The 23670-nt window shown below is 74.3% G+C and carries 19 protein-coding genes; 11 read left to right on the plus strand and 8 right to left on the minus strand.

Features of this window, described 5'->3' with window-relative positions; all coding sequences use genetic code 11:
• Positions 1-26: 26 nt before the first annotated feature.
• Positions 27-683, plus strand: coding sequence for a DUF305 domain-containing protein (locus ACFVQG_RS02445; RefSeq protein WP_383375902.1), 657 nt, complete (start codon positions 27-29; stop codon positions 681-683).
• 21 nt (positions 684-704) lie between these two features.
• On the opposite strand, the gene ACFVQG_RS02450 is transcribed toward ACFVQG_RS02445, so the two are convergent.
• A complete protein-coding gene (locus tag ACFVQG_RS02450; protein ID WP_383375904.1) occupies positions 705-1154 on the minus strand; it encodes a DUF6214 family protein in 450 nt (149 codons plus the stop codon).
• Positions 1155-1344: 190 nt separating this feature from the next.
• Here ACFVQG_RS02450 and ACFVQG_RS02455 point away from each other — a divergent pair, with 190 nt between their 5' ends.
• Both ACFVQG_RS02455 and ACFVQG_RS02460 read left to right on the plus strand, forming a co-directional pair.
• The gene (locus ACFVQG_RS02455) at positions 1345-2685 is read left to right on the plus strand and encodes an FAD-dependent oxidoreductase (protein ID WP_383375907.1); all 1341 of its coding nucleotides are present in this window, start codon (positions 1345-1347) and stop codon (positions 2683-2685) included.
• A 236-nt stretch (positions 2686-2921) separates the two neighbouring features.
• Positions 2922-4274 carry a nucleobase:cation symporter-2 family protein gene (locus ACFVQG_RS02460; RefSeq protein ID WP_383375910.1) on the plus strand — a complete coding sequence of 451 codons (1353 nt, stop codon included), beginning with the start codon at positions 2922-2924 and terminating at the stop codon, positions 4272-4274.
• A 68-nt stretch (positions 4275-4342) separates the two neighbouring features.
• On the opposite strand, the gene ACFVQG_RS02465 is transcribed toward ACFVQG_RS02460, so the two are convergent.
• The 3 genes from ACFVQG_RS02465 to ACFVQG_RS02475 all read right to left on the minus strand — a co-directional run bounded on the left by ACFVQG_RS02465 (position 4343) and on the right by ACFVQG_RS02475 (position 10609).
• Positions 4343-8647 carry an HAD-IC family P-type ATPase gene (locus ACFVQG_RS02465; RefSeq protein WP_383375912.1) on the minus strand — a complete coding sequence of 1435 codons (4305 nt, stop codon included), beginning with the start codon at positions 8645-8647 and terminating at the stop codon, positions 4343-4345.
• 9 nt (positions 8648-8656) lie between these two features.
• Positions 8657-9127, minus strand: a complete 471-nt coding sequence (locus ACFVQG_RS02470) for a hypothetical protein (protein WP_383375914.1) — start codon at positions 9125-9127, stop codon at positions 8657-8659.
• Positions 9128-9295: 168 nt separating this feature from the next.
• Positions 9296-10609 carry a PHB depolymerase family esterase gene (locus ACFVQG_RS02475; protein ID WP_383375916.1) on the minus strand — a complete coding sequence of 438 codons (1314 nt, stop codon included), beginning with the start codon at positions 10607-10609 and terminating at the stop codon, positions 9296-9298.
• A 370-nt stretch (positions 10610-10979) separates the two neighbouring features.
• Here ACFVQG_RS02475 and ACFVQG_RS02480 point away from each other — a divergent pair, with 370 nt between their 5' ends.
• A complete protein-coding gene (locus ACFVQG_RS02480) occupies positions 10980-11765 on the plus strand; it encodes a pectate lyase (protein WP_383375918.1) in 786 nt (261 codons plus the stop codon).
• Between the two features lie 71 nt (positions 11766-11836).
• Here ACFVQG_RS02480 and ACFVQG_RS02485 read toward each other — a convergent pair whose 3' ends face one another.
• The gene (locus tag ACFVQG_RS02485) at positions 11837-12595 is read right to left on the minus strand and encodes a PaaX family transcriptional regulator C-terminal domain-containing protein (protein WP_383375920.1); all 759 of its coding nucleotides are present in this window, start codon (positions 12593-12595) and stop codon (positions 11837-11839) included.
• Between the two features lie 88 nt (positions 12596-12683).
• Here ACFVQG_RS02485 and ACFVQG_RS02490 point away from each other — a divergent pair, with 88 nt between their 5' ends.
• The gene (locus tag ACFVQG_RS02490) at positions 12684-14315 is read left to right on the plus strand and encodes an acyl-CoA dehydrogenase family protein (protein ID WP_383375922.1); all 1632 of its coding nucleotides are present in this window, start codon (positions 12684-12686) and stop codon (positions 14313-14315) included.
• A 287-nt stretch (positions 14316-14602) separates the two neighbouring features.
• Here the strand turns inward: ACFVQG_RS02490 and ACFVQG_RS02495 are convergent, their stop codons facing one another.
• Positions 14603-15187: a hypothetical protein gene (locus ACFVQG_RS02495; RefSeq protein ID WP_383375924.1), complete on the minus strand. Its 585-nt coding sequence runs from the start codon at positions 15185-15187 to the stop codon at positions 14603-14605.
• Between the two features lie 282 nt (positions 15188-15469).
• Between ACFVQG_RS02495 and ACFVQG_RS02500 the strand changes: the two genes are divergently transcribed.
• From ACFVQG_RS02500 to ACFVQG_RS02515, 4 genes are all read left to right on the plus strand, one after another.
• Complete coding sequence (locus ACFVQG_RS02500; protein WP_383375926.1) at positions 15470-16564, plus strand: WD40/YVTN/BNR-like repeat-containing protein; 1095 nt, start codon at positions 15470-15472, stop codon at positions 16562-16564.
• A 69-nt stretch (positions 16565-16633) separates the two neighbouring features.
• Positions 16634-17311 (plus strand): uracil-DNA glycosylase, encoded by a 678-nt coding sequence (locus ACFVQG_RS02505; RefSeq protein ID WP_383375928.1) that lies wholly within the window; start codon positions 16634-16636, stop codon positions 17309-17311.
• The gene (locus tag ACFVQG_RS02510) at positions 17308-18297 is read left to right on the plus strand and encodes an N-acetylglucosamine kinase (protein ID WP_383375930.1); all 990 of its coding nucleotides are present in this window, start codon (positions 17308-17310) and stop codon (positions 18295-18297) included. Before ACFVQG_RS02505 ends, ACFVQG_RS02510 begins: the two co-directional genes overlap by 4 nt.
• Before the next feature lie 183 nt (positions 18298-18480).
• Entirely contained in the window at positions 18481-19407 is a 927-nt protein-coding gene (locus ACFVQG_RS02515; protein ID WP_383375932.1) for a sirohydrochlorin chelatase, read from the plus strand.
• Positions 19408-19476: 69 nt separating this feature from the next.
• Here ACFVQG_RS02515 and ACFVQG_RS02520 read toward each other — a convergent pair whose 3' ends face one another.
• Both ACFVQG_RS02520 and ACFVQG_RS02525 read right to left on the minus strand, forming a co-directional pair.
• The gene (locus ACFVQG_RS02520; RefSeq protein ID WP_383375934.1) at positions 19477-20523 is read right to left on the minus strand and encodes a lactonase family protein; all 1047 of its coding nucleotides are present in this window, start codon (positions 20521-20523) and stop codon (positions 19477-19479) included.
• A gap of 109 nt (positions 20524-20632) precedes the next feature.
• Positions 20633-22138 (minus strand): FUSC family protein, encoded by a 1506-nt coding sequence (locus ACFVQG_RS02525; RefSeq protein ID WP_383375936.1) that lies wholly within the window; start codon positions 22136-22138, stop codon positions 20633-20635.
• 254 nt (positions 22139-22392) lie between these two features.
• On the opposite strand from ACFVQG_RS02525, the gene ACFVQG_RS02530 reads away from it, so the two are divergent.
• Both ACFVQG_RS02530 and ACFVQG_RS02535 read left to right on the plus strand, forming a co-directional pair.
• Complete coding sequence (locus ACFVQG_RS02530) at positions 22393-22869, plus strand: Lrp/AsnC family transcriptional regulator (RefSeq protein WP_383375938.1); 477 nt, start codon at positions 22393-22395, stop codon at positions 22867-22869.
• A gap of 33 nt (positions 22870-22902) precedes the next feature.
• Positions 22903-23598, plus strand: coding sequence for an HAD family hydrolase (locus tag ACFVQG_RS02535; RefSeq protein WP_383375940.1), 696 nt, complete (start codon positions 22903-22905; stop codon positions 23596-23598).
• Positions 23599-23670 lie beyond the last annotated feature (72 nt).

Raw genomic sequence — 23670 nt, forward strand, 5'->3', positions numbered from 1 at the left:
GGTCCCGCCAGACTCAGGAGGTCGTCGTGCCCCACCGCCGTGCCCGCCGCGTCCGATACGCCGCGGCCTCGCTGACCGCGCTCGCCGTACTGGCCCTCGGCGCCTGCGACTCCGCCTCCGAGCCCGCGCCGGACGCCGCGAGCGGCCCCTCGGTGCTCGTGCCCGGCAAGCCCGGCGAGGACAACCGCACGATGTCCGCCGAGGAGGCGGCTCAGCACCGCGCCGACGATGACAGCCCCAATTCGGCTGATGTGTCCTACGCCCGGATGATGATCGAGCATCATGCGCAGGCCCTGGAGATGACCGAACTCGTCCCGGACCGCGCCAAGTCGACGAAGGTCACCGCGCTCGCCGAGCGGATAGCGGCCGCGCAGCAGCCGGAGATCGCCGCCATGGAGGGCTGGCTCACCGAGCACGGGGAGGACAAGGTCGCCGACGGCGGCCACGACCACGGCTCGATGCCCGGGATGGCGACCGAGGCCCAGCTGAAGAAGCTGCGCGCGGCACGCGGCGACGCCTTCGACCAGCTCTTTCTCACTCTGATGATCACCCATCACGAGGGCGCCATCACCATGGCCACGGACGTGAAGGCACAGGGCAACAACATCCGCGTCGAGGAGATGGCGGACGACGTGGTCGCGCAGCAGACGAGCGAGATCACCCGGATGCGCAAGATGCTCTGACGGTCTGCCAGCCTTGCGGCTTCAGGCGCGAGCGTGACGTGGGGTCAGGAAGCCCGCGTCCCGCGCCTGTGCGATCAGCCGCAGCGACCCGCGACGGCTGTGACCGGTCGCGCACATCACCGCGAGCACGGGGTCGGCGCCCTCGTCCTGGGCCGCCCGGTACTCCCGCGCCACCAGCCACCGCCCCTCGACCCCGCGCGGCCAGGCGGGCCGGGCACGCCGCGCCGCGCCCACCGGCCCCGGCGCCACCCCGCACGCCTCGGCCAGCGGTCCCTCCAGCCAGTCGGCGAGCACCGCCAGGTCGTCGAGGGACAGCGCGGGCTGGGCGCGCACGTCCTCGACGCGGACGCGTCCCCCGGCCACCACCGCGAGGACGGCGACCTCGGCGCCGTCGGCGAACGTCAGCCGCACCTGCAGCCACTTCGTCGCACCGGCCTCCTCCTGCACTTCCCACGCGGGCCACACGGACACGGCGCCGTCCGTCGGACAGCGATCAGAAAGGTTGAGAAAGGATGCTTCGAGCACACACGGAACGTAACCGCATGATCACAATCCATACCTTCGGACACGCGCGCCCGCACCCTGTCAGCGCAACGGCCGCAGTGCGATGCTGGAGGCATCAGCGATCTCCTGATGAATCCCTCGGGTGAGGAGTTCCGCAGTGCTTCGTGTCGCCGTCGTCGGCTCGGGACCGAGCGGGGTCTACACCGCGCAAGGCCTGGTCCAGCAGGATCCCGGGGTGCTCGTGGACGTCCTGGACCGGCTGCCGTGCCCGTACGGACTGGTCCGGTACGGCGTGGCGCCGGACCACGAGAAGATCAAGTCGCTCCAGAACAACCTGCGTACGGTCCTCGAGCACGAGCGGGTGCGGTTCCTCGGCGGGGTGCACATCGGTTCCGGCGGGTTGCCCGCGGCCCGGCTGCGGGAGCTGTACCACGCGGTGGTGTACTGCGTGGGCGCCGCCACCGACCGGCATCTGGGGATTCCCGGGGAGGAGCTGCCGGGCAGCTTCTCGGCGACCGAGTTCGTGTCCTGGTACAGCGCCCACCCGGACGCCGCCGCCGACTCCTTCGTGCTGGGCGCCCGCTCGGCCGTGGTGATCGGCGTCGGCAACGTGGCCGTCGACGTCACCCGCATCCTGGCGCGGGGCGCGGCGGAGCTGAGCCCGACCGACATGCCGCAGGCCGCGCTGACGGCGCTGACCGCGAGCCGGGTCACCGACATCCACATGGTGGGGCGACGCGGGCCCGCGCAGGCCCGGTTCACCACCAAGGAGCTGCGCGAACTGGGCACCCTGCCGGACGCCGAGGTGCTGCTCGACCCGGCGGAGCTGGCGCTGGACCCGCCGTACGGGGACCCGTCCGCGCTGCCCGCGGTGCAGCGCCGGAACGTCGAGGCGCTGCGGGGCTGGGCGGACCGTTCGCCCCGGGGTGCCGCGCGCCGGATCCGGCTGCGGTTCTTCCTGCGGCCGGTGGAGCTGCTCGCCGACGGGGGGCGGGTGGGCGCGGTGCGCTTCGAGCGGACGGCGCCGGACGGCCGCGGCGGGGTGCTCGGCACGGGGCGGTACGAGGACATCGAGGCGCAGCTCGTGCTGCGGTCGGTGGGCTATCGCGGGGTGCCGCTGGAGGGGCTGCCGTTCGACGCGGAGCGCGGGACCGTGCCGCAGTCGGCGGGGCGGGTGCTGCGCGGCGGGGTGGTGGCGCCGGGCGAGTACGTGGCGGGGTGGATCAAGCGGGGCCCTACGGGGGTCATCGGCACCAACCGGCCGTGCGCGAAGGAGACGGTGGCCTCGTTGCTGGAGGACGCCTCCGTGCTCGTCCGCAAGGACCTTCCGGAGGATCCCCTCACGGCATTGCGCGCGCTGGGGATCGAGCCGGTCGAGTGGGCCGGGTGGCAGGCCATCGAGCGGGCGGAGGCGGAACTGGGGGCCTCGCTCGGGCGGGGTGTGGTGAAGCTGCCGGACTGGGAGGCGCTGCGGGCGGCGGCGCGGAGGGGGTCGTAGCGGGCGCGGGCGGACGCGGGCGCGGGCGGACGCGGGCGCGGGCGGACGCGGGCGCGGGCGGACGCGGGCGCGGGCGCGGTCGGTGGTGGTTGTGGGCGGGCGCGGTCGGTGGCGGTCGTGGTCGGTGGCGGTGACACACATCGGCAACACCGGGGAAATCAACAAACTGTTCAAGCCGCTTACGGTCTCTGGCAGTTCGGATGTTGTTCCTTCCCCCGCCGCTCTGGAGTGTGCCCATGGCCTCGCCCGTGCCCACCGTCCATCCCGTCGACGAGGTCCCTCCCGTACGGCAGTTGGCCACCTTCGGGCTTCAGCATGTGCTCGCGATGTACGCGGGCGCGGTGGCCGTCCCGCTGATCGTGGGCGGCGCGATGGGGCTGCCGCCCGCTGACCTGGCGTATCTGATCACCGCCGATCTGCTGGTCTGCGGCATCGCCACGCTGATCCAGTGCGTCGGCTTCTGGCGGTTCGGCGTCCGGCTGCCGATCATGCAGGGCTGTACGTTCGCCGCCGTCTCGCCGATGGTGCTGATCGGTACGACGGGTGGCGGGCTGCCCGCCATCTACGGCTCGGTGATCGTGGCGGGGCTGGCGATCGTGCTGCTGGCGCCGGTCTTCGGCAGGCTGCTGCGGTTCTTCCCGCCGCTGGTGACCGGCACCGTCATCCTGATCATCGGGGTCTCGCTGCTGCCGGTCGCGGGCAACTGGGCGGCGGGCGGCGCCGGTGCGGAGGACTTCGGGGAGCCGAGGAACCTGGCGCTGGCCGCGTTCGTGCTGGCCGTCGTGCTGGGCGTGCAGCGGTTCGCGCCGGTGTTCCTGAGCCGGATCGCGGTACTCGTCGGCATCGTGGTGGGGCTCGCGGTCGCGGTGCCGTTCGGGTTCACCGACTTCGGCGGGGTCTCCGACGCCGACTGGGTCGGCGTCAGCACGCCGTTCCACTTCGGGGCGCCCACCTTCGAGGTGTCGGCGATCGTGTCCATGCTGGTCGTGGCGCTGGTCTGCATGACCGAGACCACCGGTGACTTCATCGCCGTCGGGGAGATGACCGGGCGGAAGGTCGAGCCGCGCTCCCTCGCGGACGGGCTGCGCGCCGACGGGCTGTCGACCGTCCTCGGCGGTGTCTTCAACACCTTCCCGTACACGGCGTACGCGCAGAACGTCGGCCTGGTCGGCATGACCCGGGTGCGCAGCCGCTGGGTGGTCGCCGCGGCGGGCGGCATCCTGGTGCTGCTCGGGCTGCTGCCCAAGCTGGGCGCGGTGGTGGCGGCCATACCGGCGCCCGTGCTGGGCGGCGCGGGGCTGGTGATGTTCGGGACGGTGGCGGCCAGCGGGCTGCGGACGCTGGCCGAGGTCGACTTCAGCGGCAACCACAATCTGACCGTGGTGGCCGTGTCGGTGGCGATGGGGGTGCTGCCGGTGGGGGTGCCGACGGTGTACGACGAGTTCCCGGACTGGTTCCAGACGGTCATGCACAGCGGGATCAGCGCGGGGTGCCTCACGGCGATCGTATTGAACCTGCTGTTCAACCACCTGCCGTCGAGGGCCGGTTCGTCCACCGTCACGGAGAAGTCCCTCCAGCGGTCCGTCTAGCCCGATCACGGAGAAGCCCTTTGAGCGGTCCGACGAGACCGTACGCGAGAGCCCCTTGAGCGGTCCGTCTAGACCGTACGACGCAAGGTACCGACCGCCCGCTCCAGCCGGGGCAGGGCCCGCTGGCCCGTCACCGCGACGGCGATGGCCGCGGCCACCCCGGCCCAGGCGACCGGACCGAGCGGGGTGCAGCCGAAGGCCTGGCTGAGGCCCGGGGTCTGGATCAGCGCGACCAGGGCGGCGGCAGAGCCGAGGGACGTGGCGCGGACCAGGGGGCTGTCGCGGCGGTCGGCCAGGGTCTGGGCCAGTTGGGTGCCGACGACACCGCACAGCGCCATGGTCGTGGACCGGCGGGCCGTGCCCGGGGTGAACCGGCCGATCAGCCAGGCGGTCACGGCGCCCAGACATGTCGTCAGGGCCCGGTCGCGGATCTGCCGCATCAGCGGCTCGCCGAGCAGTTCGTTGCCCAGCGGCTCGCTGCCCGCCGCCTCCACGGCCGACTCCTCCTGTTCCGGCTGCCGTTGTGGGGTGACCGCCACCGCCATCGCCGGGAACAGGTCCGTGAACAGGTTCACCAGCAGCATCTGGCGGGTGGACAGCGGCGCCGACCCGGCGAGCAGGGTGCCGACGACGCCGAAGCCGATCTCGCCCGCGTTGCCGCCGATCAGGATCGCGACCGCGTCGGCGACGCTGTGCCACAGGGCCCGCCCCTCGGCGATCGCCTCGACGAGGACGGTCAGGTCGTCGCTGGTCAGCACCAGGTCCGCGGCGTTGCGGGCGGCGGCCGAGCCCCGGGCGCTGATGCCCACGCCTATGTCGGCGGCGCGGATGGCGGCGGCGTCGTTGGCGCCGTCGCCGACCATGCCGACCACGCGGCCCGCGTCCATCAGGGCCTCGACGACCTGGAGCTTCTGCTCGGGTGCCACCCGGGCGACGACGTCGACGCCGTGCAGCATCCGGGACCGCTCCGAGCGGTCGGCTGCGGCGAGTTCGTCGCCGGTGACCACGGCGGTGTCGTCGGGCCAGCCCAGCTCGACGGCGATGGCGCGGGCGGTCTGCGGATGGTCGCCGGTCAGCATGACCGGCCGTACGCCCGCCTCGCGCAGGCCGCTCACCAGGGCGGTGGACGTGTCGCGCGCCACGTCGGCCAGGGCCAGCAGTCCGGTGAACTCCAGCTCGCCCAGGGGCGCTTCGAGGACGTCCGCGTCCTGCTCGGCGCCGGTCAGCACCCGGCGCGCGACCGCGAGCACCCGCAGCCCGTCGGCGGCGAGGTCATGGGCGGTCTCGGAAGCGTGCTCGGGCAGCCCGGCACAGGCGGGCAGGATGACCTCCGGCGCGCCCTTGGCCACCAGGACGCGGTCGCCGTCCTCACTGCGGCCCACCGCGGCGGCGTAGCCACGGCCCGCCTCGAAGGGGCGGCCCTCGGTCTGGGTCCAGCCCGGGTCGTCGCGTCCGGCGGCGTCGAGGACGGCCTCGTCGGTGGCGTGGACGGGCTTGTCGGAGCCGCCGTTGAGCTGCGGGCACGCGCGCACCGCGGTGCGCAGGGTGGCGCCCTCGCGGGCCTCGTCGGGCTTGCGTACGGTGCCGTCGGCGTCGGTCACCCGGACCAGGCGCAGCTTGTTCTCGGTGAGAGTGCCGGTCTTGTCGAAGCAGAGCGTGTCCATCCGGCCGAGCGCCTCCAGCGTGCGCGGGGCGCGCACCAGCACACCCCGGCTGCTCAGCCGACGGGCGGCGGCGAGCTGCGCCACCGTGGCCACCAGCGGCAGACCCTCGGGCACGGCGGCCACGGCCACCGCGACGCCGCCGCTGACCGCGTCCCGGATGGGGGTGCCGCGCAGCAGCGCCAGGCCGGTCACCGCGGCGCCGCCCGCGAAGGTCAACGGCAGTGCCTTGCGGGTGAGTTCCTGGAGGCGGGCCTGCACTCCGGCGGCGGGCGGGGTACGGGCGGCCAGGTGGACGGCGCGGGCGGCCTCGGTGCGTTCCCCGGTCTCCACGACGACGGCGCGGGCGTGCCCGGCCACCACGGTCGTGCCCTCGAACACCATGCAGCGGCGGTCGGCGACCGGGGCGCGCGGGGTCGGGTCGGTCTGCTTGTCCACCGGCAGGGACTCGCCGGTCAGCGCCGACTCGTCGACCTCCAGGCCGTCCTCCCACAACAGGCGCGCGTCGGCGGGGACGACGTCGTCGCCCTTCAGCTCGATCACGTCCCCGGGATGCAGCCGGGCGGCGTCCACGGTGTGCGCGGGACCCTCCCGCTCGCCGTCCGCGACCCGGGCCTTCTGCTTCTGCTCGGCGACCAGTCCGGACAGCGCCCGCTCCGCGCGCAGCCGCTGCACCCCGCCCACCAGGGCGTTCAGATCGAGGGCGCCGACGACCAGCAGCGCGTCCACGAAGGAGCCGAGGATCGCCGACGCGGCCGAGCCGACCGCGAGGACGGGCGTGAGCGGATCGTCGAGTTCGCCGCGTACGGCACGCGCGAGCTGCGCGGTCCAGCGGACCGGGGCGAGCGCGGGGACCTTGGCGGCGGTATCGACCGCCTTGCGCACGCGTGAGGCCGCCTGTTCCAGCGGGGCGGGCGCGGCCTCCCGCATCCGCTCCAGCCGCGATCTGACCTCGCTCGGCGGCAGGGCGTGCCAGGCGACGCGCGGCCGGGGGTGCGGGGCGCGCGCGGTCGCCACCCCGAGGGCGGCCCGGGCGCCGCTAAGCAGGGCCACCGCGGCGGCCACGTCGACGGGCAGATGGCGCAGTCCTGGCAGCAGCGGGCGGCGCTTGCCGCGCGACTCCCCGACGGCCACCAGGAGGCCGGACAGGGCGGCGCCGGACCGGGCCAGGGTCTGCGAGCGGCTGCCGACCGCGCGGGCGGCGGGCACCGCGGCGAGCAGTCGCCACAGGTCCGGCAGGCCGTGCGGGGCGACCACGTCCGCGCCCCAGACGACCGCGGCGTCCTGGTCGGCGAGCGCGACGGCCACATCACCGCCGAGCAGCCCGGTCAGCAGTGCCTCGTCGTCGGCCGAGCGCGGCCGGGCGACGGTGACGACCCCGCCCCGGTCGCGCAGCCGGTGCACGACGTCGGCCAGCGGCCGGTCACCGCCGACGACATGGTCCGCGAGGGCGGTGAAGTCGCCGAGCGCCGGATCCTCCATCACCACGACCCGTAGCCCGGCGCGGCGCGCCGCGTCCAGCACGGCCTCCGCCCAGGGATCCACGCCCTCGTCGGGGGTGTGCAGGGCGCTGGGGTGCAGCACCAGGGTCTCGGCGCTCTCCAGCTGCCGCAGCCGGTCGGTGTCCCGCACCAGCACCCCGGTCCGGGCGAGCGCGGTACCCAGGGCGGCGTGGAAGGCGGCGGGCCCGTAGCGCGCGGCCTTCGGCGACCCGGCGAGCACCGCCTCGGACGCCTCCGCCGCATCATGCTTGACCAGCAGGGTCGCGGCGGCGCCCAGCACACTCCCGGCGGACGCGTGAGCGGCGTACTCCTGCGCCGGAGAGGTGCGCAGCGGCGGGCGCGGACAGCGGTCCACGGCCACGTCGGGCCGCCCCGGCACACACAGCTGATCGTGTACGGCGTCGAAGGCGGCGGCCCGCGCGACCGTGTCCGAGAGCTGGAAGCCGCGCAGGGTGCCGTCGAGCAGCAGCGCGACGGGGGTCTGACCGGCGCCGTGCGTGGCCGCGTTCGCGGCGGCGAGGAAGAGGTCCATGCGGGAGCGGCCGAGCCGGGCGCGCAGCCAGCCGCGGAAGCGGGGGTTCTCGCGCAGGAGGGTCACCAGGGCCGTCACGTGCCGCGGCAACGGCGGCAACCGCAGCGCGGACGCGGTGACCGCGGCGACGACCCCGGCCGCGTCGGCGGCGAGGGCCGCGGCGGCGGTGCGCACCCCGGCCGGGTCGCCCGGATGCGCGAACTCCTCCACCACCTCGTCCTCGGGGCCGAGTCCGTGCCGCTCGGCCAGGGCGGTGGCCTTGTCCACCACGCGGTCGGTCAGGGCGTCCTCGGTCGCGGCGACCACGAGCCGGGCCAGTCCGCCGTCCCAGTAGGCGTAGGCGACGTCCGGCCGCTCGGCCAGGGTGGCGGCCACCCGGTGCGCGGCACGCTCCAGTCCGCCCGCGCGGCGCACCTTCTCCCCCTCGGCGGGCCGCAGCGCGAGGTGCGCCCGGCGGCCGGAGCGCCAGTTGGGGCCACCGCCCGGCAGCGCGTTGCGCCCGACGCGCGTCACCCGGACCACGGCGTCGGCGCCGCGCACCCCGGCCCGCGCGGTCCCGGCCACCGCGCCCGCCGCCGCGCCGACCGCGGGCGCGGCACCGCGCGCGAGCAGCCGGGGACCGGCGAGCAGTACCCCGGAGACACCCGACGAGGGGCCCGTCAGCAGAGCCAGTGGCATGGTGCTCCCTCAGCTTCCGGTGCCGATGCCGTGCCGGACGCGGTTCTCGTCGGGCGCGTGCCTGGCGGACTCCAGTTTCCCGGACGGCGTGTCCGGGGCCGTCTTCCGCGCGGGGGCCGCGGTTGTCATCGGCCCGTGGACGGACGCGGCCACCTCGGACGGCTTCGGCACGTTGCGGGGCGCGGTGCCCTGGTCTGCGGCCACGTTCCCGTCCTTGTCGTGGCTCGGCTTGGGCTGGGTGAGCCAGGCGACGGCCGCCCCGGTCACGGCGACCGGCCACTCCACGATCCCAGCGACGCCCAGCACCCCGGCCCCGGTGTACACGGCCACCCGTCGACCGCGCGGCGACACGGACCCGACCGTGTTCAGGGTGGACTCGGCCACCCTGCCCACGAGCCCGGCACCGGGCACCCGGCCCAGCACCGACACCGCGCCGCGCAGCGGCTGCGGAAGGCCGGACGACGTCTTCTGTGCTGTCATGACTCCCCACACCTCCCGGCAGATCACTCTGGTGGAGGCCGAGTGCCCCGGGATGCGGGTCGTCATCCGCGTACGAAGTGACAAGTAGGTCCGGAGCCGGGCGGGTGCCGGTCAGCGGACGGCGCGGGCGGTGACGGACAGCAGACGGCGCAGGCGGTGCCACGCCGCTCAGCGGACGGCGCAGGCGGTGCCGTTCAGGGTGAAGGCGGCCGGGGCCGCGCTGTTGCCGCCGTGGTTCGCCTGGTAGCCGACGCTCACGCTCGCGCCCGGCGCGATCGTGCCGTTGTACGAGGCGTTGGACGCCGTGACCGCCCCGGAGGCGGGCGCGTAGGTGGCGCCCCAGCCGCCGGTGATGGTCTGGCCGCTGGGCAGGGTGAAGCCGAGCCGCCAGCCCTGCACGGGGGCGGTACCGGTGTTGGTGAGGGTCAGGGAGGCGGTCAGGCCCGTGTTCCAGGCGTTGGTGGTGGCGGTCACCCGGCAGCCGCCCGGCTGGGGCTGGGGTGCCGGGCCGTCACCGTCCAGGCCGAAGAAGGTCAGGACGCGGTCGGCCATGCCCCAGGTGTAGAGGTTGTGGCCGACGCCCTGAAGGCTGATGGCCTCGACGGGGGCCCGGTCACCGGTGCCGCCGTAGCGGGTGCGGGTCCAGCCCGCGGCGGGCGAGTCGGTGGCGGCGGAGGTCCGGCCGACGCCGAGCACGTCGGTCCACTGGTCGATCTCCTCGCCGAAGTTCGGGTAGCGCAGGACGTCGTCCTCGGTGCCGTGCCACAGCTGCATCCGCGGCCGGGGGCCGGTGTAGCCGGGGTAGGCGGCGCGGACCAGGTCGCCCCACTGCTGCGGGGTGCGGGTCACGGTGCCGTTCGCGCACGCGCTGTTCCACTCGGAGCCGTCCGTGGTGGCGAAGCAGCCGAACGGCACGCCCGCGAAGGCGGCGCCCGCCGCGAACACGTCCGGGTAGACGCCCAGCAGCACATTGGTCATCATCGCGCCGGAGGAAATCCCGGTGGCGAAGACCCGGTCGGGGTCGGCGTCGTAGGTCCGGGTCACCCAGTCGACCATGGACCTGATGCCGACCGGGTCGCTGCCACCGTCACGGCGCAGCGCCTGCGGCGAGGAGACGTCGAAGCACTTGCTCGCGCGGGTGACGGACGGGTAGACGACGATGAAGCCGTAGCGGTCGGCCAGCGAGGCGTACTCGGTGCCGGAGTGCATCGCCGGGCCGGAACCGGTGCAGTAGTGGACGGCGACGAGGACCGCCGGGTGCTCGGTCACGGTGTCGGGGACGTACAGGTACATCTGGAGGTTGCTCGGGTTGCTGCCGAAGCCGGTGATCTCGGTGAGCTGGGCGGTGGGGGCCTGCGCGCGGGCGGCTGTCGGCGGCGCGGTGGCCAGCAGCGTCGCGAGCAGGGGCAGCAGCGCCGCGAGGAGCGCGATGAGCGCCGGACGGCGGGGGCGGCGCGCGGGGTGGGGGGTGAGGGCGGGCACGGGGTGGTCCCTTCATGACGGCATCACTGGGGCATCGCTGAGGGAGCATCAGGCATGGTGGCATGCACATGGCCGCCATGGAAGCGCTCCCACGCACTTTGGGCCACGGCGCCGGACATCCGGACGCGCTCTGCGCGAGGCGTTGACTAGAAAGCGCTTGCCCTCTACGTTCCGTTCAGCGATGTGACCCGTCTGGGTGTAGCGAGGGCGGGTATACGGACCCATCGATCACATATGTGATCGCTGTTCCGCTATCCGATCCAAGTGAGCGCTGTTCCGCTATCCGCTCCAAGTCACACACACCTCGCACGCACCCGCACGACCGAAACCCCCCACGAAGGCCCCCCACGAAGAGAGAAGGACTCGGGACATGACCGCGACACGAACGCGTGCCCGGGGGCGCGCACTGACCGGCGGCCTGGCCACACTCGGCCTGTCGATTGGCATGATCATGACCACCGGAGCCACTCCGGCGAACGCCGCCACCTGGCCGACGCCCAGCGGCAGTCAGGCGGTGACCTCCACCATCTCCGTCTCCGGCGTCCGGGACGGCGGAATGGTCCGCTACTACGGCAGCGGCGACCTGGCCTCCGGCGGCCAGGAGGAGGGCCAGCCACCCATCTTCCAGCTCGCGGACGGCGCCACCCTCCGGAACGTGGTCATCGGCTACCCCGGTGCCGACGGCATCCACTGCATGGGCAGCTGCACGCTGGAGAACGTCTGGTGGGAGGACGTCGGCGAGGACGCCGCGACCTTCCGGGGCGGCACGAGCGCCGTCTACACCGTGCGCGGCGGCGGCGCCAAGAAGGCCGCCGACAAGGTCTTCCAGCACAACGGCGGCGGCACCGCGAACATCTCCAACTTCGCGGTGCAGGAGTTCAAGACCCTCTACCGCTCCTGCGGCGACTGCTCCACGTCGTACACGCGCAAGGTCAACCTCAACACCATCGAGGTGACCGGCACCGGGTCCACCGCGCGGATCGTCGGCATCAACGTCAACCGCAACGACGTGGCGACCCTGCGCGGCATCACCATCCTCAACGACGCGAGCCGCAAGGTCGTCCCCTGCCAGAAGTACAACAACAACACGGCCGTGGGCACCGGACCCGACAGCACCAACTGCCTCTACAGCAGCTCGGACATCACCTACCGGTGAGCCTCCGCTGAACCCCCCACGGTGAGGGCGGCCGTACGTGGTGCCCGCGCACGGCACTCCGTACGGCCGCCTCATCCTGCCCGGCCGCCCGCCACCGCCCGGGCCACCTCCCGCTGGTAGCCGCCGTAGGCGTCCCGCAGGGCCGGGCCCGGCCAGTCGGCCGGGAGGAGTTCGTCCGGCAGTACGGGGTCGGCGAGCAGATGGCGTACGAGGGCCGCGAAGGCGGTCAGCCGGGCGGCCGGACGGTCCGCCCCGGCGACCGCGGCCTCCGTCAGCAGGGCGCGGGCGGCGGACGCCCATGTGTCCAGCGGCCACAGGGCCGCGGCCAGCTCGCGCGCGTCCCGCGCGGGCCGGGTCGTACAGAACTCGGCCACCCGCTCCAGGTCGCCCGGCAGCGGGCGGTCCAGGTTGGCGGGCCGCAGCCAGACGCCCTCCCGCAGTTCGGCCAGGCGCAGGGCGGCGAGCCGGGCGCGCAGCTCGGCGCGTTCGGCGGGGCCGCGTCCCGTCGACGTGACGACGACCATCTCCCAGTCGCCGTCCCACGCGCGCGTGCGGGGCCGTACGGCGTCGTCCTGGCGGCGCTGGCGCTCCAGCAGCCGGTCGCTGAGCCGGTAGACGGCGTCGGTGCGCCGCAGGTCACCGCCGGCCACCATCCGGCTGAGCGCGGCGCGCAGCGTGGAGGCGCCCACCCCGAAGGGCTCCACCGCCCGCACCAGATCACGCACCGGCAACTCGGGCGGGTGCGCGCCGAGCAGCAGGCTCAGCACCACCGACCGCGCGGACAGCGGACGCAGAGCGCGGGCCCGCGGCTCGGACACGTGGGGAGGCATGGCCACGTACTGTACGCACCTCCTGCCGTACGCATCTCCTTGTTGTTGCACTATTGCTACGACCGCAGCGGAGATGCAACATGTCGGCATGACCGCCACCCATGACGTCACCAACCAGCCCCGTCCCCTGGCCCCCTACGACGCCTCGGACGACGCCGCCCTGCTGGAGGGGCTGCGCCGGGAGGGTGCCGGGTGGGCCGAGGAGGGCGTCCGGCGGATCGGCCTGCGCGCGGGGAGCGCCGAGGCGCAGGAGTGGGGTGAGCTGGCCAACCGGCACGAGCCGGTGCTGCGCACCCACGACCGCTACGGCCACCGCGTCGACGAGGTCGACTTCCACCCGAGCTGGCACCAGCTGATGGCGGTCGCGGTCGCCGAGGGCCTGGCGGGCGCCCCCTGGGCGGAGGACCGTCCCGGCGCCCACGTGGCGCGCACGGCGGGCGGTCTGGTGTGGGGGCACACCGAGGCGGGCCACGGCTGCCCCACGTCGATGACGTACGCCGCGGTTCCCGTGCTGCGCCGCGAGCCGGAGCTGGCGAAGGTCTACGAGCCGCTGCTGACGAGCCGGGAGTACGACCCCGGACTGCGTGTCCCGGCCGAGAAGCGTGGGCTGCTGGCGGGCATGGGGATGACCGAGAAGCAGGGCGGCTCGGACGTCCGGACCAACACGACGACGGCCACGCCCACCGCCGAGCCGGGGGTGTACACGCTGCGCGGGCACAAGTGGTTCACGTCGGCGCCGATGTGCGACGTGTTCCTGGTGCTCGCGCAGGCACCGGGCGGGCTCTCCTGCTTCCTGGTGCCGCGCGTGCTGCCCGACGGCGGGCGCAACACCTTCCGCGTCCAGCGGCTGAAGGACAAGCTGGGCAACCGGTCCAACGCCTCCTCGGAGCCCGAGTTCGACTCCACGGTGGCCTGGCTGGTCGGCCCGGAGGGGCAGGGCGTCAAGACCATCATCGAGATGGTCAACTGCACCCGGCTGGACTGTGTGATGGCGTCGGCGACGCTGATGCGCAAGACCCTCGTCGAGGCGGGGCACCACGCGCGGCACCGCGCCGCGTTCGGGGCGCCCCTCGCCGACCAGCCGCTGATGCGCAACGTCCTGGCCGACCTCGCGCTGGAGTCGGAGGCCGCGACCACCCTCGCCCTGCGGCTGGCTGGCGCCGCGGACCGGGCGGTGCGCGGGGACGACGGCGAGCGGGCGTTCCGGCGGATCGCCACCGCCGTGGGCAAGTACTGGGTGACCAAGCGGGGCCCGGCGTTCACCGCGGAGGCCCTGGAGTGCCTGGGCGGCAACGGCTACGTCGAGGAGTCCGGCATGCCCCGGCACTACCGGGAGGCTCCGCTGCTGTCGATCTGGGAGGGCTCGGGGAACGTCAACGCCCTGGACGTACTGCGGGCGCTGGGCCGCGAACCGACCACCGCCGAGGCCCTGTTCGCCGAGCTGGCCCTCGCGCGGGGCGCGGACGCCCGGCTGGACGCGGCCGTGACCCGCCTCAAGGACGCGCTGACCGGGGCGTCCGAGGCCGGTGCGCGCCGCCTGGTCGAGCAGATGGCCCTCACCCTCCAGGCCTCCCTCCTGGTCCGGCACGCCCCGCCCGCCGTAGCCGACGCCTTCTGCGCGACCCGGCTGGGCGGCGACTGGGGGCACGCGTTCGGCACGCTGCCCGACGCCGCGGACGTGGGGGCGATTCTGGGGCGGGCGCTGCCGGTGCGCGGCTGACGCGCCGGGGGGCCGGGCGGGGCGCGTGCGTCTCGGGGCGGGGCCGCTTCTTCAGAGGTGCGGGGCGCCTTTCGGGGCGAGGCTGCTTCCTCCCAGGGCACGCTTCCGGGCAAGGCTGCTTCCTTCCAGGGTGCGTCTCGGGGCGGAGTTGCTCCTTCCGGGGCGCGTCTCGGGGCGGAGTTACGCTTTCGGGGCGCGTCTCAGGGGGAGCCGCTCCTTCAGGCGCGCAGGGCCGCCCCCCTCACCCACCCCGTCTGCCGCCCCCCTCACCCCGTCTGCCGCCCCCCTCACCCCGTCCGCCGCCCCCGCAACGCGTCGAAGCGTGCCCAGTCCGCGTCCCACTGCTCCAGCCGCCGCCGCTCCAGGCGGCACCGCACGGCCCCGCCCGCCAGGAAGGGGACCGCCGCCGCGCCGAGGCCCGCGAGGCCGCCGATGACGGAGGAGTTCAGCCGGGCCTCGGACTCGGTGGCGGGCTCGGTGACCAGGTGGCCCCGCCGGTCCGTCCACACGGTGACCGGGCTGCCCGCGGGGCTGCCCGGCCGTACCCGGGCGTGACCCGAGTGCTCGGCGCCGTCCGGCCCCTGCCAGCGCACCTCGGACCACACGCGCTCCCGCGTCGACCCCACGCGCCGGTCACCGGGCGCGCGCTCGGCGAGGTGCGCGGCCGTGGGGCGCCACTCGGCGCGTTCCCGGTCGAGCTGCCGTTCGACGGAGTGGGCCGCGGTCAGACCGGCGAGCACCCCGACGAGGAGGCTGAGCAGCCAGGCACCGAGCAGTACCCAGCCCTCCACGACATCGGCACGGCGCCGCAGCGGACTGCGCCGCCAGCGCCACAGCCACACCCTCGCAACCCGCGGACCACGGAACGCCATCGAAGGCTTCCTCCTCGTGAGCGCACGAACATCCCCGACCACCTCTCCATACGGCGGACGGCCCCTCACTGCTCAGGACGAGCCCCTCGGGCCCGACGGTGCCAGGCGCCCGGACCTTGGGCGGACAGTGACCGGAACTGACCACCGGCGACCGCTCCGCGACTCCCCGCGACTGCGGGGACACCGCGCTGACCTGCGGCGCGGCCGTTGGAGGGGTGACTGTCAGTGGTGGGGTGCAGACTGGCCCGTGACTGAGACGAAGACGTCGCGGAGGTGATCGGCATGACCGAAGTACTGCTCGCCGTGGGCACGCGCAAAGGCCTGTTCATCGGGCGCCGGAGCGGAGGTGCCGGAGGTTCCTGGGAGTTCGACGAGAGTCCGTACTTCAACGCACAGGCCGTGTACTCGGTCGCCATCGACACCCGGGGCGCCACCCCGCGGCTGCTGGCCGGGGGCGACAGCGCGCACTGGGGCCCGTCCGTGTTCCACTCCGACGACCTGGGCCGCACCTGGACCGAACCGGCCCAGCCCGCCGTCAAGTTCCCGCAGGACACGGAGGCCTCACTGGAGCGCGTGTGGCAGCTGCACCCGGCCGCCGCCGAGCCGGACGTGGTGTACGCGGGCACCGAGCCCGCCGCGCTGTACCGCTCCGAGGACCGCGGCGAGTCCTTCGAACTGGTCCGCCCGCTGTGGGAGCACCCCACCCGGTCGCAGTGGGTGCCGGGCGGCGGCGGGGAGGGCCTGCACACCGTCCTCACCGACGAGCGGGACCCGCGCGCGGTCACGGTGGCGGTCTCGACGGCCGGTGTCTTCCGCACCCTGGACGGCGGCGCCAGCTGGAAACCCTCCAACTCCGGTGTCTCCGCGGTGTTCCTGCCCGATCCCCATCCCGAGTTCGGGCAGTGCGTGCACAAGATCGCCCAGGACGCGGTGACCCCGGACCGGCTGTATCTGCAGAACCACTGGGGGGTGTACCGCAGCGACGACGCGGGCGCGCACTGGACGGACATCGGCGAGGGCCTGCCGTCCACCTTCGGTTTCGCGGTGGCCGCCCATCCGCGCCGCGGCGACACCGCCTATGTCTTCCCGATCAACGCCGACTCCGACCGGGTGCCCGCCGGGCGGCGCTGCCGGGTGTTCCGCACCGCCGACGCGGGCAAGACCTGGGAGCCCCTGACGGCGGGCCTGCCCCAGGGCGACCACTACGGCACGGTGCTGCGCGACGCGATGTGCACGGACGGCGCCGACCCGGCGGGCGTCTACTTCGGCAACCGCAACGGCGAGGTGTTCGCCTCGGCCGACGACGGCGACAGCTGGCGGCAGTTGGCCGCCCATCTGCCGGACGTGCTGTGCGTGCGCGCGGCGGTCCTCGGATGAGCCGTGCCCGGCCGACGGGTCCCGGCCACCGGTTGAAGTCCGCCGCCCGTACGGCAGTAGGGTGACGCCGTGGCACCACGACCGTTGCATGAAATCGTCGAACCGGGCTGGGCGAAGGCCTTGGAACCCGTCGCCGGGAAGATCGCCGAGATGGGCGGCTTCCTGCGCGCGGAGATCGCCGCGGGACGCACCTATCTTCCGGCCGGACCGAACGTCCTGCGCGCCTTCCAGCAACCCTTCGACGACGTACGGGTCCTGATCGTCGGTCAGGACCCGTATCCGACGCCGGGGCATGCGGTAGGACTGTCGTTCTCGGTCGCGCCCGAGGTGCGTCCGCTGCCCGGCAGTCTCCTCAACATCTTCCGCGAGCTGAACACCGACCTGGGGCTGCCCCAGCCGTCCAGCGGCGATCTGACGCCCTGGACCGAGCAGGGCGTGCTGCTGCTCAACAGGGCGCTCACCACGGCTCCGCGCAAGCCGGGCGCGCACCGCGGCAAGGGCTGGGAGGAGGTCACGGAGCAGGCGATACGGGCGCTGGCCGCGCGCGGCAAGCCCTTGGTGTCGGTCCTGTGGGGCCGTGACGCCCGGAACTGCCGTCCGCTGCTCGGCGAGCTGCCGTCCGTGGAGTCCGCCCACCCCTCCCCCATGTCGGCCGACCGCGGCTTCTTCGGCTCCCGTCCGTTCAGCCGCGCCAACGACCTGCTGATCAGACAGGGGGGCCAGCCGGTGGACTGGCGACTGCCGTGACCGGACACGGCGGGGAGGGCTCGGGGGCCGTCCTCGCCGTGGACTCGGGCGGCTCCGGGCTCCGCGTGGTGGTGGGGACCGTGGGCGGCGGGGTGCTCGGGCGGCGGGAGTCCGCGGAACCGGTGCGGACCGGGGCACGGGGCATCGACCCGGAGCACTTCATGACCCAACTGGTGCCCATGGTGCGGTCGTTGCTCGCGGAGACCTCGCTCCCGGCGCCGGGTACGGCGGCGATCGGGGCCGCCGGTCTCGGCACACTGGGGGATGCCCTGCGCGCCGAACTCCCCGCCGCGCTGGGCCGGGAGTTCGGGGTCCGCAAGGTCGCCCTGGCCGCCGACGCGGTCACCGCCTACGCCGGTGCCCTGGGGGCGCAGCCGGGCGCCGTGGTGGCCGCCGGGACCGGACTCATCGCGACCGGCACGGATCTGACGAGGTGGCGGCGGGCGGACGGCTGGGGCCATCTGCTGGGCGACTGCGGCGGCGGGGCGTGGATCGGACGGGCCGGTCTGGAGGCCGCGCTGCGGGCGCACGACGGCCGGGACGGCGGTTCGGCGGCCCTGCTGGCGTGCGCGTGGGAGCAGTTCGGGCCGGTGGCCGGGCTGCCCGGCAAGCTGTATCCACGCCCCGACCGCCCCGCGGTCCTCGCCTCCTTCGCGCCCCGGGTGGCCGAGTGCGCGGGACGGGACCCGGTGGCCGGGGCCATCCTGCGCGCGGCAGCCCGGCACATGGCCGAGTCCGCCGCCGCGGTCTGCCCGGCGGAGGGTGCGCCGCGGGTGGCCGTCACGGGTGGCCTGTTCAAGATGGGCGCCCCTCTCCTCGTACCCCTGGAGGAGGAGTTGTCCCGGCGGCTGCCGCATGCGCGGCGGGTGGCGGCGGACGGGGATCCGCTGCTGGGTTCGGTGCGCATCGCGACGGACCTGGCAACCGACGCGCTCACTCTGCCGGGTGACGAGACCTTGCTGTGCGTGGTGACCGGCCAGGGGTGAGTCAGGGATCGGTCAGGAACCGGTCAGGGATGGATCCCGTAGCAGCAACGGCCTCATATCAGCGGATGAATAGGCCGATCGGTTCTGATTCGTAAGTAACTCATCAGACAAAACCGGACGGATACCGCTCACCTGCACCCTCCCCGAACAGGGGAGCCCCGGAAACAAGTAACATGCGGCGCCATGAGCTCCCCCACTGGGCCCGCGTCCGGCCTGCCTGTACGAATGCCGCGCCCCCGCCAGCCCGGGCGGCACCGCCGACCCGAGCCGCTGGCGGCTCCCGAGGGCGCGCCCGCGCTTGTCCTCGCGGTGCCCGGCACCCCCAGCGCCGCCACGCGCGGCCTGGCCGAGGAGATCGTGAGCATCGCCCGCTCCGAGCTGCCCGGCCTGGACGCGCGGATCGGTTACGTCGACGGCGACGACGCGGAGTTCCCCACGCTCCAGTCGGTGCTGGCGTACGCCGCCGACGAGCGCACCGCCCGCTATGAGCAGGCGCTCGCGGCCGGGGTGGAGGACGCCAAGGAGCCCGACGGTCCGGTCGCCGTGGTGGTGCCGCTGCTGGCCGGTCCGGACGGCGCGCTGCTGCGGCAGATCCGGCAGGCCGTGATGGACAGCCGGGTCGCGGCCGAGCTGACCGATGTGCTCGGTCCGCACCCGCTGCTCGCCGAGGCGCTGCACGTGCGGCTGTCGGAGGCCGGTCTGGCGCGTGCCGACCGGGCCCGGCTGTTCACCGTGGCGACCGCCGCCGACGGCATCGTGCTGGCCTCCGTGGGCGGCGAGGAGGCCGTGCAGGCGGCCGGGATCACCGGCATGCTGCTGGCCGCGCGGCTCGCGGTGCCGGTGATGGCCGCCGCGCTCGACCAGGAGGGTTCGATCACGTCGGTCGCCGAGCAGCTGCGGGCCGCGGGGTCGCAGCAGCTGGCGCTGGCGCCGTATCTGATCGGGCCGGAGATCGACTCGGCGCTGGTCGAGGAGGCCGCGAAGGAGGCGGGCTGCTCCGCGTCCGAGGCGCTCGGCCCGTACCCGGCGATCGGCAAGCTCGCGCTGGCCAAGTACACGACGGCGCTGGGCATCGCCCCGCAGCAGCCGCAGGGCGCGCCGGTGCGCTGAGGCCGCTCCTGTCGCATGGACGCGCACGGGCCCGCTCCCCCTTCCCGGGGAGGCGGGCCCGACGTCGTGCTACGGCGTCGTACCGGCCGCTTCCACCACCACGCAGGACGCGGCGGGCACCGCCACGGAACCGGCGCGCACCGGAAGTCCGGTGGCCGTGTCGAGGTGGAACCAGGTGACGTCGCCGGAGCGTTCGTTGGCGACGTAGAGGACGCCGTCCGACTCGGTGAGCGCGCGGGGCCAGTGGCCGCCGCAGGGCACGGTGCCGACGAGCCGCAGTGACTCGCCCTCGACGGCGAAGACGGACAGCACGTCCTCGCCGCGGGTGGCGACCCACACGAAGCGGCCGTCGGGCGCGACGACGACGCCCGACGGGTAGGCGTCCTGGGCCGGGGCGGCGGCCAGCACCTGCGCCTCGGCCAGCGGCTTCAGCGTGCCGTCGGCGCCGTCCCAGCGGCAGACGGTGACGGCGGGGGTGAGTTCGCCCACGACGTAGGCGTAGCGGCCGGTGGGGTGGAAGGCCAGGTGCCGGGGGCCGAAGCCGGGGCGCAGGGCGGTCTCGCGGTGCGGTACGAGGCGGCCGTCCTTCAGGGTGCAGACCCGCACCGAGTCGGTGCCGAGGTCCACGCTGACCGCCCACCGCCCGCTCGGGTCGGGCTGCACCTGGTGGGCGTGCGGCTGCTGCTGGCGCGGGGTGTGCGGTCCCGAGCCCTGGTGCCGGAGCACACCGGAGGCGGCGTCCGCGAGGGTGCCGTCGGGGCGCAGCGGCACGGCGGTGACGCTGCCGGAGCCGTAGTTGGCGGTCAGGACGTGCCCGGCGTACAGGCTGAGGTGGGTGGGCCCGCTCCCATCCACCGGGACCGGGCGCCCGGCGGGTTCGGGCACGTCCTTGGTGACGCGGTACGCGGCCACCGCGCCGTCGGTGGTCTCGCTGACGGCGTAGAGCATCTCCCCGTCGGCCGACAGGGTCAGGTAGGACGGATCGGACACGCCGTCCACCGCACCGACCACGGTCAGCGCGCCGTCCCGCGGATCCACCGCGGCGGCCACCACTCCAGGCCCTCCGGCCGCCGTGAACGACCCGATGAACGCCCGCCGTCTGCCGCCACCTGCCACCGCTGTCCCCTCTCGGTCCGTGCCGTCCCGTGGCTGACGGTAGCAGTCGATCACGTCAGGTCTAGACCAAATGGGGGAGCGTCGCGGTGCGCCGACTCGCCTCCAGCCCCTACGCCCCCACCAACGGCGACCCGGACGGCGCCCGCAACGGCGCGGCGAGTTCCGCGAGGGCGCGCTCCAGGCCGTGCAGATGGGCCAGGGCGGGGACGGCGACGTCGTACCCGGGTGTCGTCGCCGTCGTCGAGGTCACAGCCTCCGCGCGTCCCGCCACCAGGGCCTCCACCGCCGCCTCCACCCGCCAGCACGCGGTGGCCAGGCGGGCGTCGTGGGAGGCCTCCGGGTCGGCCGCGACGGCGACCAGGCCACGGATCTCACGGGCGCAGTCGTCGAGCAGCGTGAGGACCCGGCGGGCGCGACGCTTGCGGCCGCGCATGGGGTTGAGCGGATGGACGAGCGGGGCGACGGCGAGCCGCACCCGGGCGAGCAGTTGCTCCAGCTCGGCCACGTGCGGCGCCGGGTCGGCATGCGCGGCACCGGCGAGGCGCGCGGCGGTCGCGGCCGTGCAGGCGTGCACACAGCGCAGGGCGCGCTGGATCCAGGCGTCGGTGACGGCGTGGGTGGTGACCGGCAGCACGAAGATCACCGCGAGCACGGCGCCCAGCGCCCCGACCCCGGTCTCGGCGAGCCGCAGGGCGAGCAGGCCCGGGGTGAGCATGTCCAGGGCGCCGTAGAGAAGGCTGGCGAGCAGCGTGACGCTGAGCATCATCCAGGTGTAGGACACCGCGGCGGTGTAGAAGATGCCGAAGACGCAGACGGCGATGAGCAGGGCGGTGGGGACGGCCGACCCGTGCAGCGGTACGGCGACCAGCAGGGCGACGCCGATGCCGAGCACCGTGCCGAGGACCCGTCGGAAGCCCCTTACCAGGGTCTCGCCGCGCGAGGTGGTGTTGACGAAGATCCACCAGGTGGCGCCGACCGCCCAGTACCAGCGCTGCCCGGACACCAGCTGCCCGACGACCAGGGCGAAGCCCGCGCCCGCGGTCGCCTGGACCGCCTGCCGGGTGGTGACACGGGCCAGCCCGGTGCCCTCGGGCGGGGCGACGGCGGCGGGCGGCGGCAGGCGGCGCTCGTAGCACCACAGCCCGAACCGCACCGCCGCCGCGGCGAGCACGGACAGGACGACGGCGGCATACAGCTCGGGCAGTTGCCCGGGGGTCGCCTGGAGGAACTGGGCGATGAAGAAGGTCATGAACGCGAACACGCCGAGGCTGTGCCCGCGCGGTCCCCACCGGCGGGCGTAGACGCCCGCGCCGACCACGGCGAGGAAGGTCAGGTCCCGGGCGACGGGGTAGTCGTGCAGCCCGGCCGCGGCGGTCAGCACGGGCAGGCCGACGGCGGGCAGCAGCGCGGTGGTGACCGCCTGCCCGCGCACGGTGGCGTCGGCGACCGTGAAGAGGGCGAGGAGCGCGGCGAGACCGCCGGTGACCGCGCCGACGAGGGAGTACCCGAGGAGGCCGCACAGCACCACGGCCAGCCCGATACCGAGGACGGCCCGCGCGGCGAAGCGCAGCCGCGTCCGCCCCGGGTCCGGAGCCACGAACACCCTCTTCAGCACTGAATCCCACCCCTCGATCAAACCGGCATGAAAAAGGCGCCGCGGGGATCCGCAGCGCCATCGACACCCCCATGACAGCATCAATTACGCCACTGGCTCAAGTGGCGTCGAACTAACTGAGCCATTGGTACAGCCACCAGCGGTACCAACCGGCCGCCACCGGGCCAACGGACCACGTCGGACGGTTCGGGCGGGCTGCGGGTCACTAAGCCATTGGTACAGTCAGACAAGATCAACAGTGGAGGCCGGGCGTCATGACCGTCGACGAACTCGACACCCGCATCCTGCGGCTGCTGCTGGAGCAGCCGCGCACCAGCGTGCGCGAGTACGCCCGGATCCTCGGCGTCGCCCGCGGCACGCTCCAGGCCCGGCTCGACCGGCTGGAGCGGGACGGCGTGATCACCGGCACCGGCCCGGCGCTCTCCCCCGCCGCCCTCGGGCACCCGGTGCTGGCGTTCGTGCACATCGAGGTCACCCAGGGGCATCTGGACGACGTCGGCGACGCGCTCGCCGCGGTGCCGGAGATCGTCGAGGCGTTCTCGATCACCGGCGGCGGCGATCTGCTCACCCGGGTCGTCGCCCGCGACAACGCCCACCTGGAGGACGTCATCCAGAAGCTGATCAGCCTGCCCGGCGTCGTCCGCACCCGCACCGAGGTCGCCCTGCGCGAACGCGTCCCGCACCGGCTGCTGCCGCTGGTCGAGTCGATCGGCCGCACGGCGGGCAGGTGATCCCGGACGTCACGGGCTTGGCATGATGACCGTATGAACCAGCTCGGCGACCTCGCGGTCATCTTCGATCTCGACGGAACACTCGTGGACAGCGAGCCCGCCTACTACGAAGCGGGACGGCTGACCCTCGCCGAGCACGGCGTCGTGGACTTCTCCTGGGCCGACCACGAGCGGTACGTCGGGATCAGCACGTACGAGACGGTCTCCGACTGGAAGCGGCGGTACGGCATCGCCGCCTCGGCGGAGGAACTGCTGGCCGCCAAGAACCGCCGCTATCTCGCCCTCGCGGGCGAGGGCACGCGCGCGTACCCGGAGATGCGCAAGTTCGTGGAACTGCTGGACACCGAGGGCGTTGCGATGGCCGTCGCCTCGGGTTCGTCGCCGGAGGCGATCGCGGCGGTGCTGGCCGCCACGGGGCTGGACGCCCAGTTGCGCACCGTCGTGTCCGCCGACGAGGTCCCGCACGGCAAGCCCGCCCCGGACGTCTTCCTGGAGGCGGCCCGCCGTCTGGGCGTCGACCCGGCCCACTGCGTGGTCGTGGAGGACGCGGCCCCGGGCGCCGCCGCCGCGCACGCGGCCGGGATGCGCTGCATCGCGGTGCCGTACGTCGCCGCCCAGGCCGGGGCGCCCGAGTTCGCCACCGCCGGGCTGCTGCTGCGGGGCGGGCAGGCGGAGTTCACCGCGCGTGCGGCGTACGACTGGCTGGTGCGCACGGTGGCGTCCGGCTGAGCCGGTCGGACGGGTCGGGGTGGCCGAGGGGCTAGGTGTGCTGTCCGGACAGGTTGGTGACGCGGCTGAGCC

The sequence above is a fragment of the Streptomyces sp. NPDC057877 genome (genome assembly GCF_042796855.1).
Lineage (GTDB): Bacteria > Actinomycetota > Actinomycetes > Streptomycetales > Streptomycetaceae > Streptomyces.

Coding starts and splice junctions, on each gene's coding strand:
- ACFVQG_RS02470 (WP_383375914.1), bottom strand. CDS start 9,127: ATGACAGCACAGAAGACGTCGTCCGGCCTTCCGCAGCCGCTGCGCGGC.
- ACFVQG_RS02485 (WP_383375920.1), bottom strand. CDS start 12,595: ATGCCTCCCCACGTGTCCGAGCCGCGGGCCCGCGCTCTGCGTCCGCTG.
- ACFVQG_RS02480 (WP_383375918.1), top strand. CDS start 10,980: ATGACCGCGACACGAACGCGTGCCCGGGGGCGCGCACTGACCGGCGGC.
- ACFVQG_RS02530 (WP_383375938.1), top strand. CDS start 22,393: ATGACCGTCGACGAACTCGACACCCGCATCCTGCGGCTGCTGCTGGAG.
- ACFVQG_RS02490 (WP_383375922.1), top strand. CDS start 12,684: ATGACCGCCACCCATGACGTCACCAACCAGCCCCGTCCCCTGGCCCCC.
- ACFVQG_RS02500 (WP_383375926.1), top strand. CDS start 15,470: ATGACCGAAGTACTGCTCGCCGTGGGCACGCGCAAAGGCCTGTTCATC.
- ACFVQG_RS02515 (WP_383375932.1), top strand. CDS start 18,481: ATGAGCTCCCCCACTGGGCCCGCGTCCGGCCTGCCTGTACGAATGCCG.
- ACFVQG_RS02495 (WP_383375924.1), bottom strand. CDS start 15,187: ATGGCGTTCCGTGGTCCGCGGGTTGCGAGGGTGTGGCTGTGGCGCTGG.
- ACFVQG_RS02460 (WP_383375910.1), top strand. CDS start 2,922: ATGGCCTCGCCCGTGCCCACCGTCCATCCCGTCGACGAGGTCCCTCCC.
- ACFVQG_RS02535 (WP_383375940.1), top strand. CDS start 22,903: ATGAACCAGCTCGGCGACCTCGCGGTCATCTTCGATCTCGACGGAACA.
- ACFVQG_RS02465 (WP_383375912.1), bottom strand. CDS start 8,647: ATGCCACTGGCTCTGCTGACGGGCCCCTCGTCGGGTGTCTCCGGGGTA.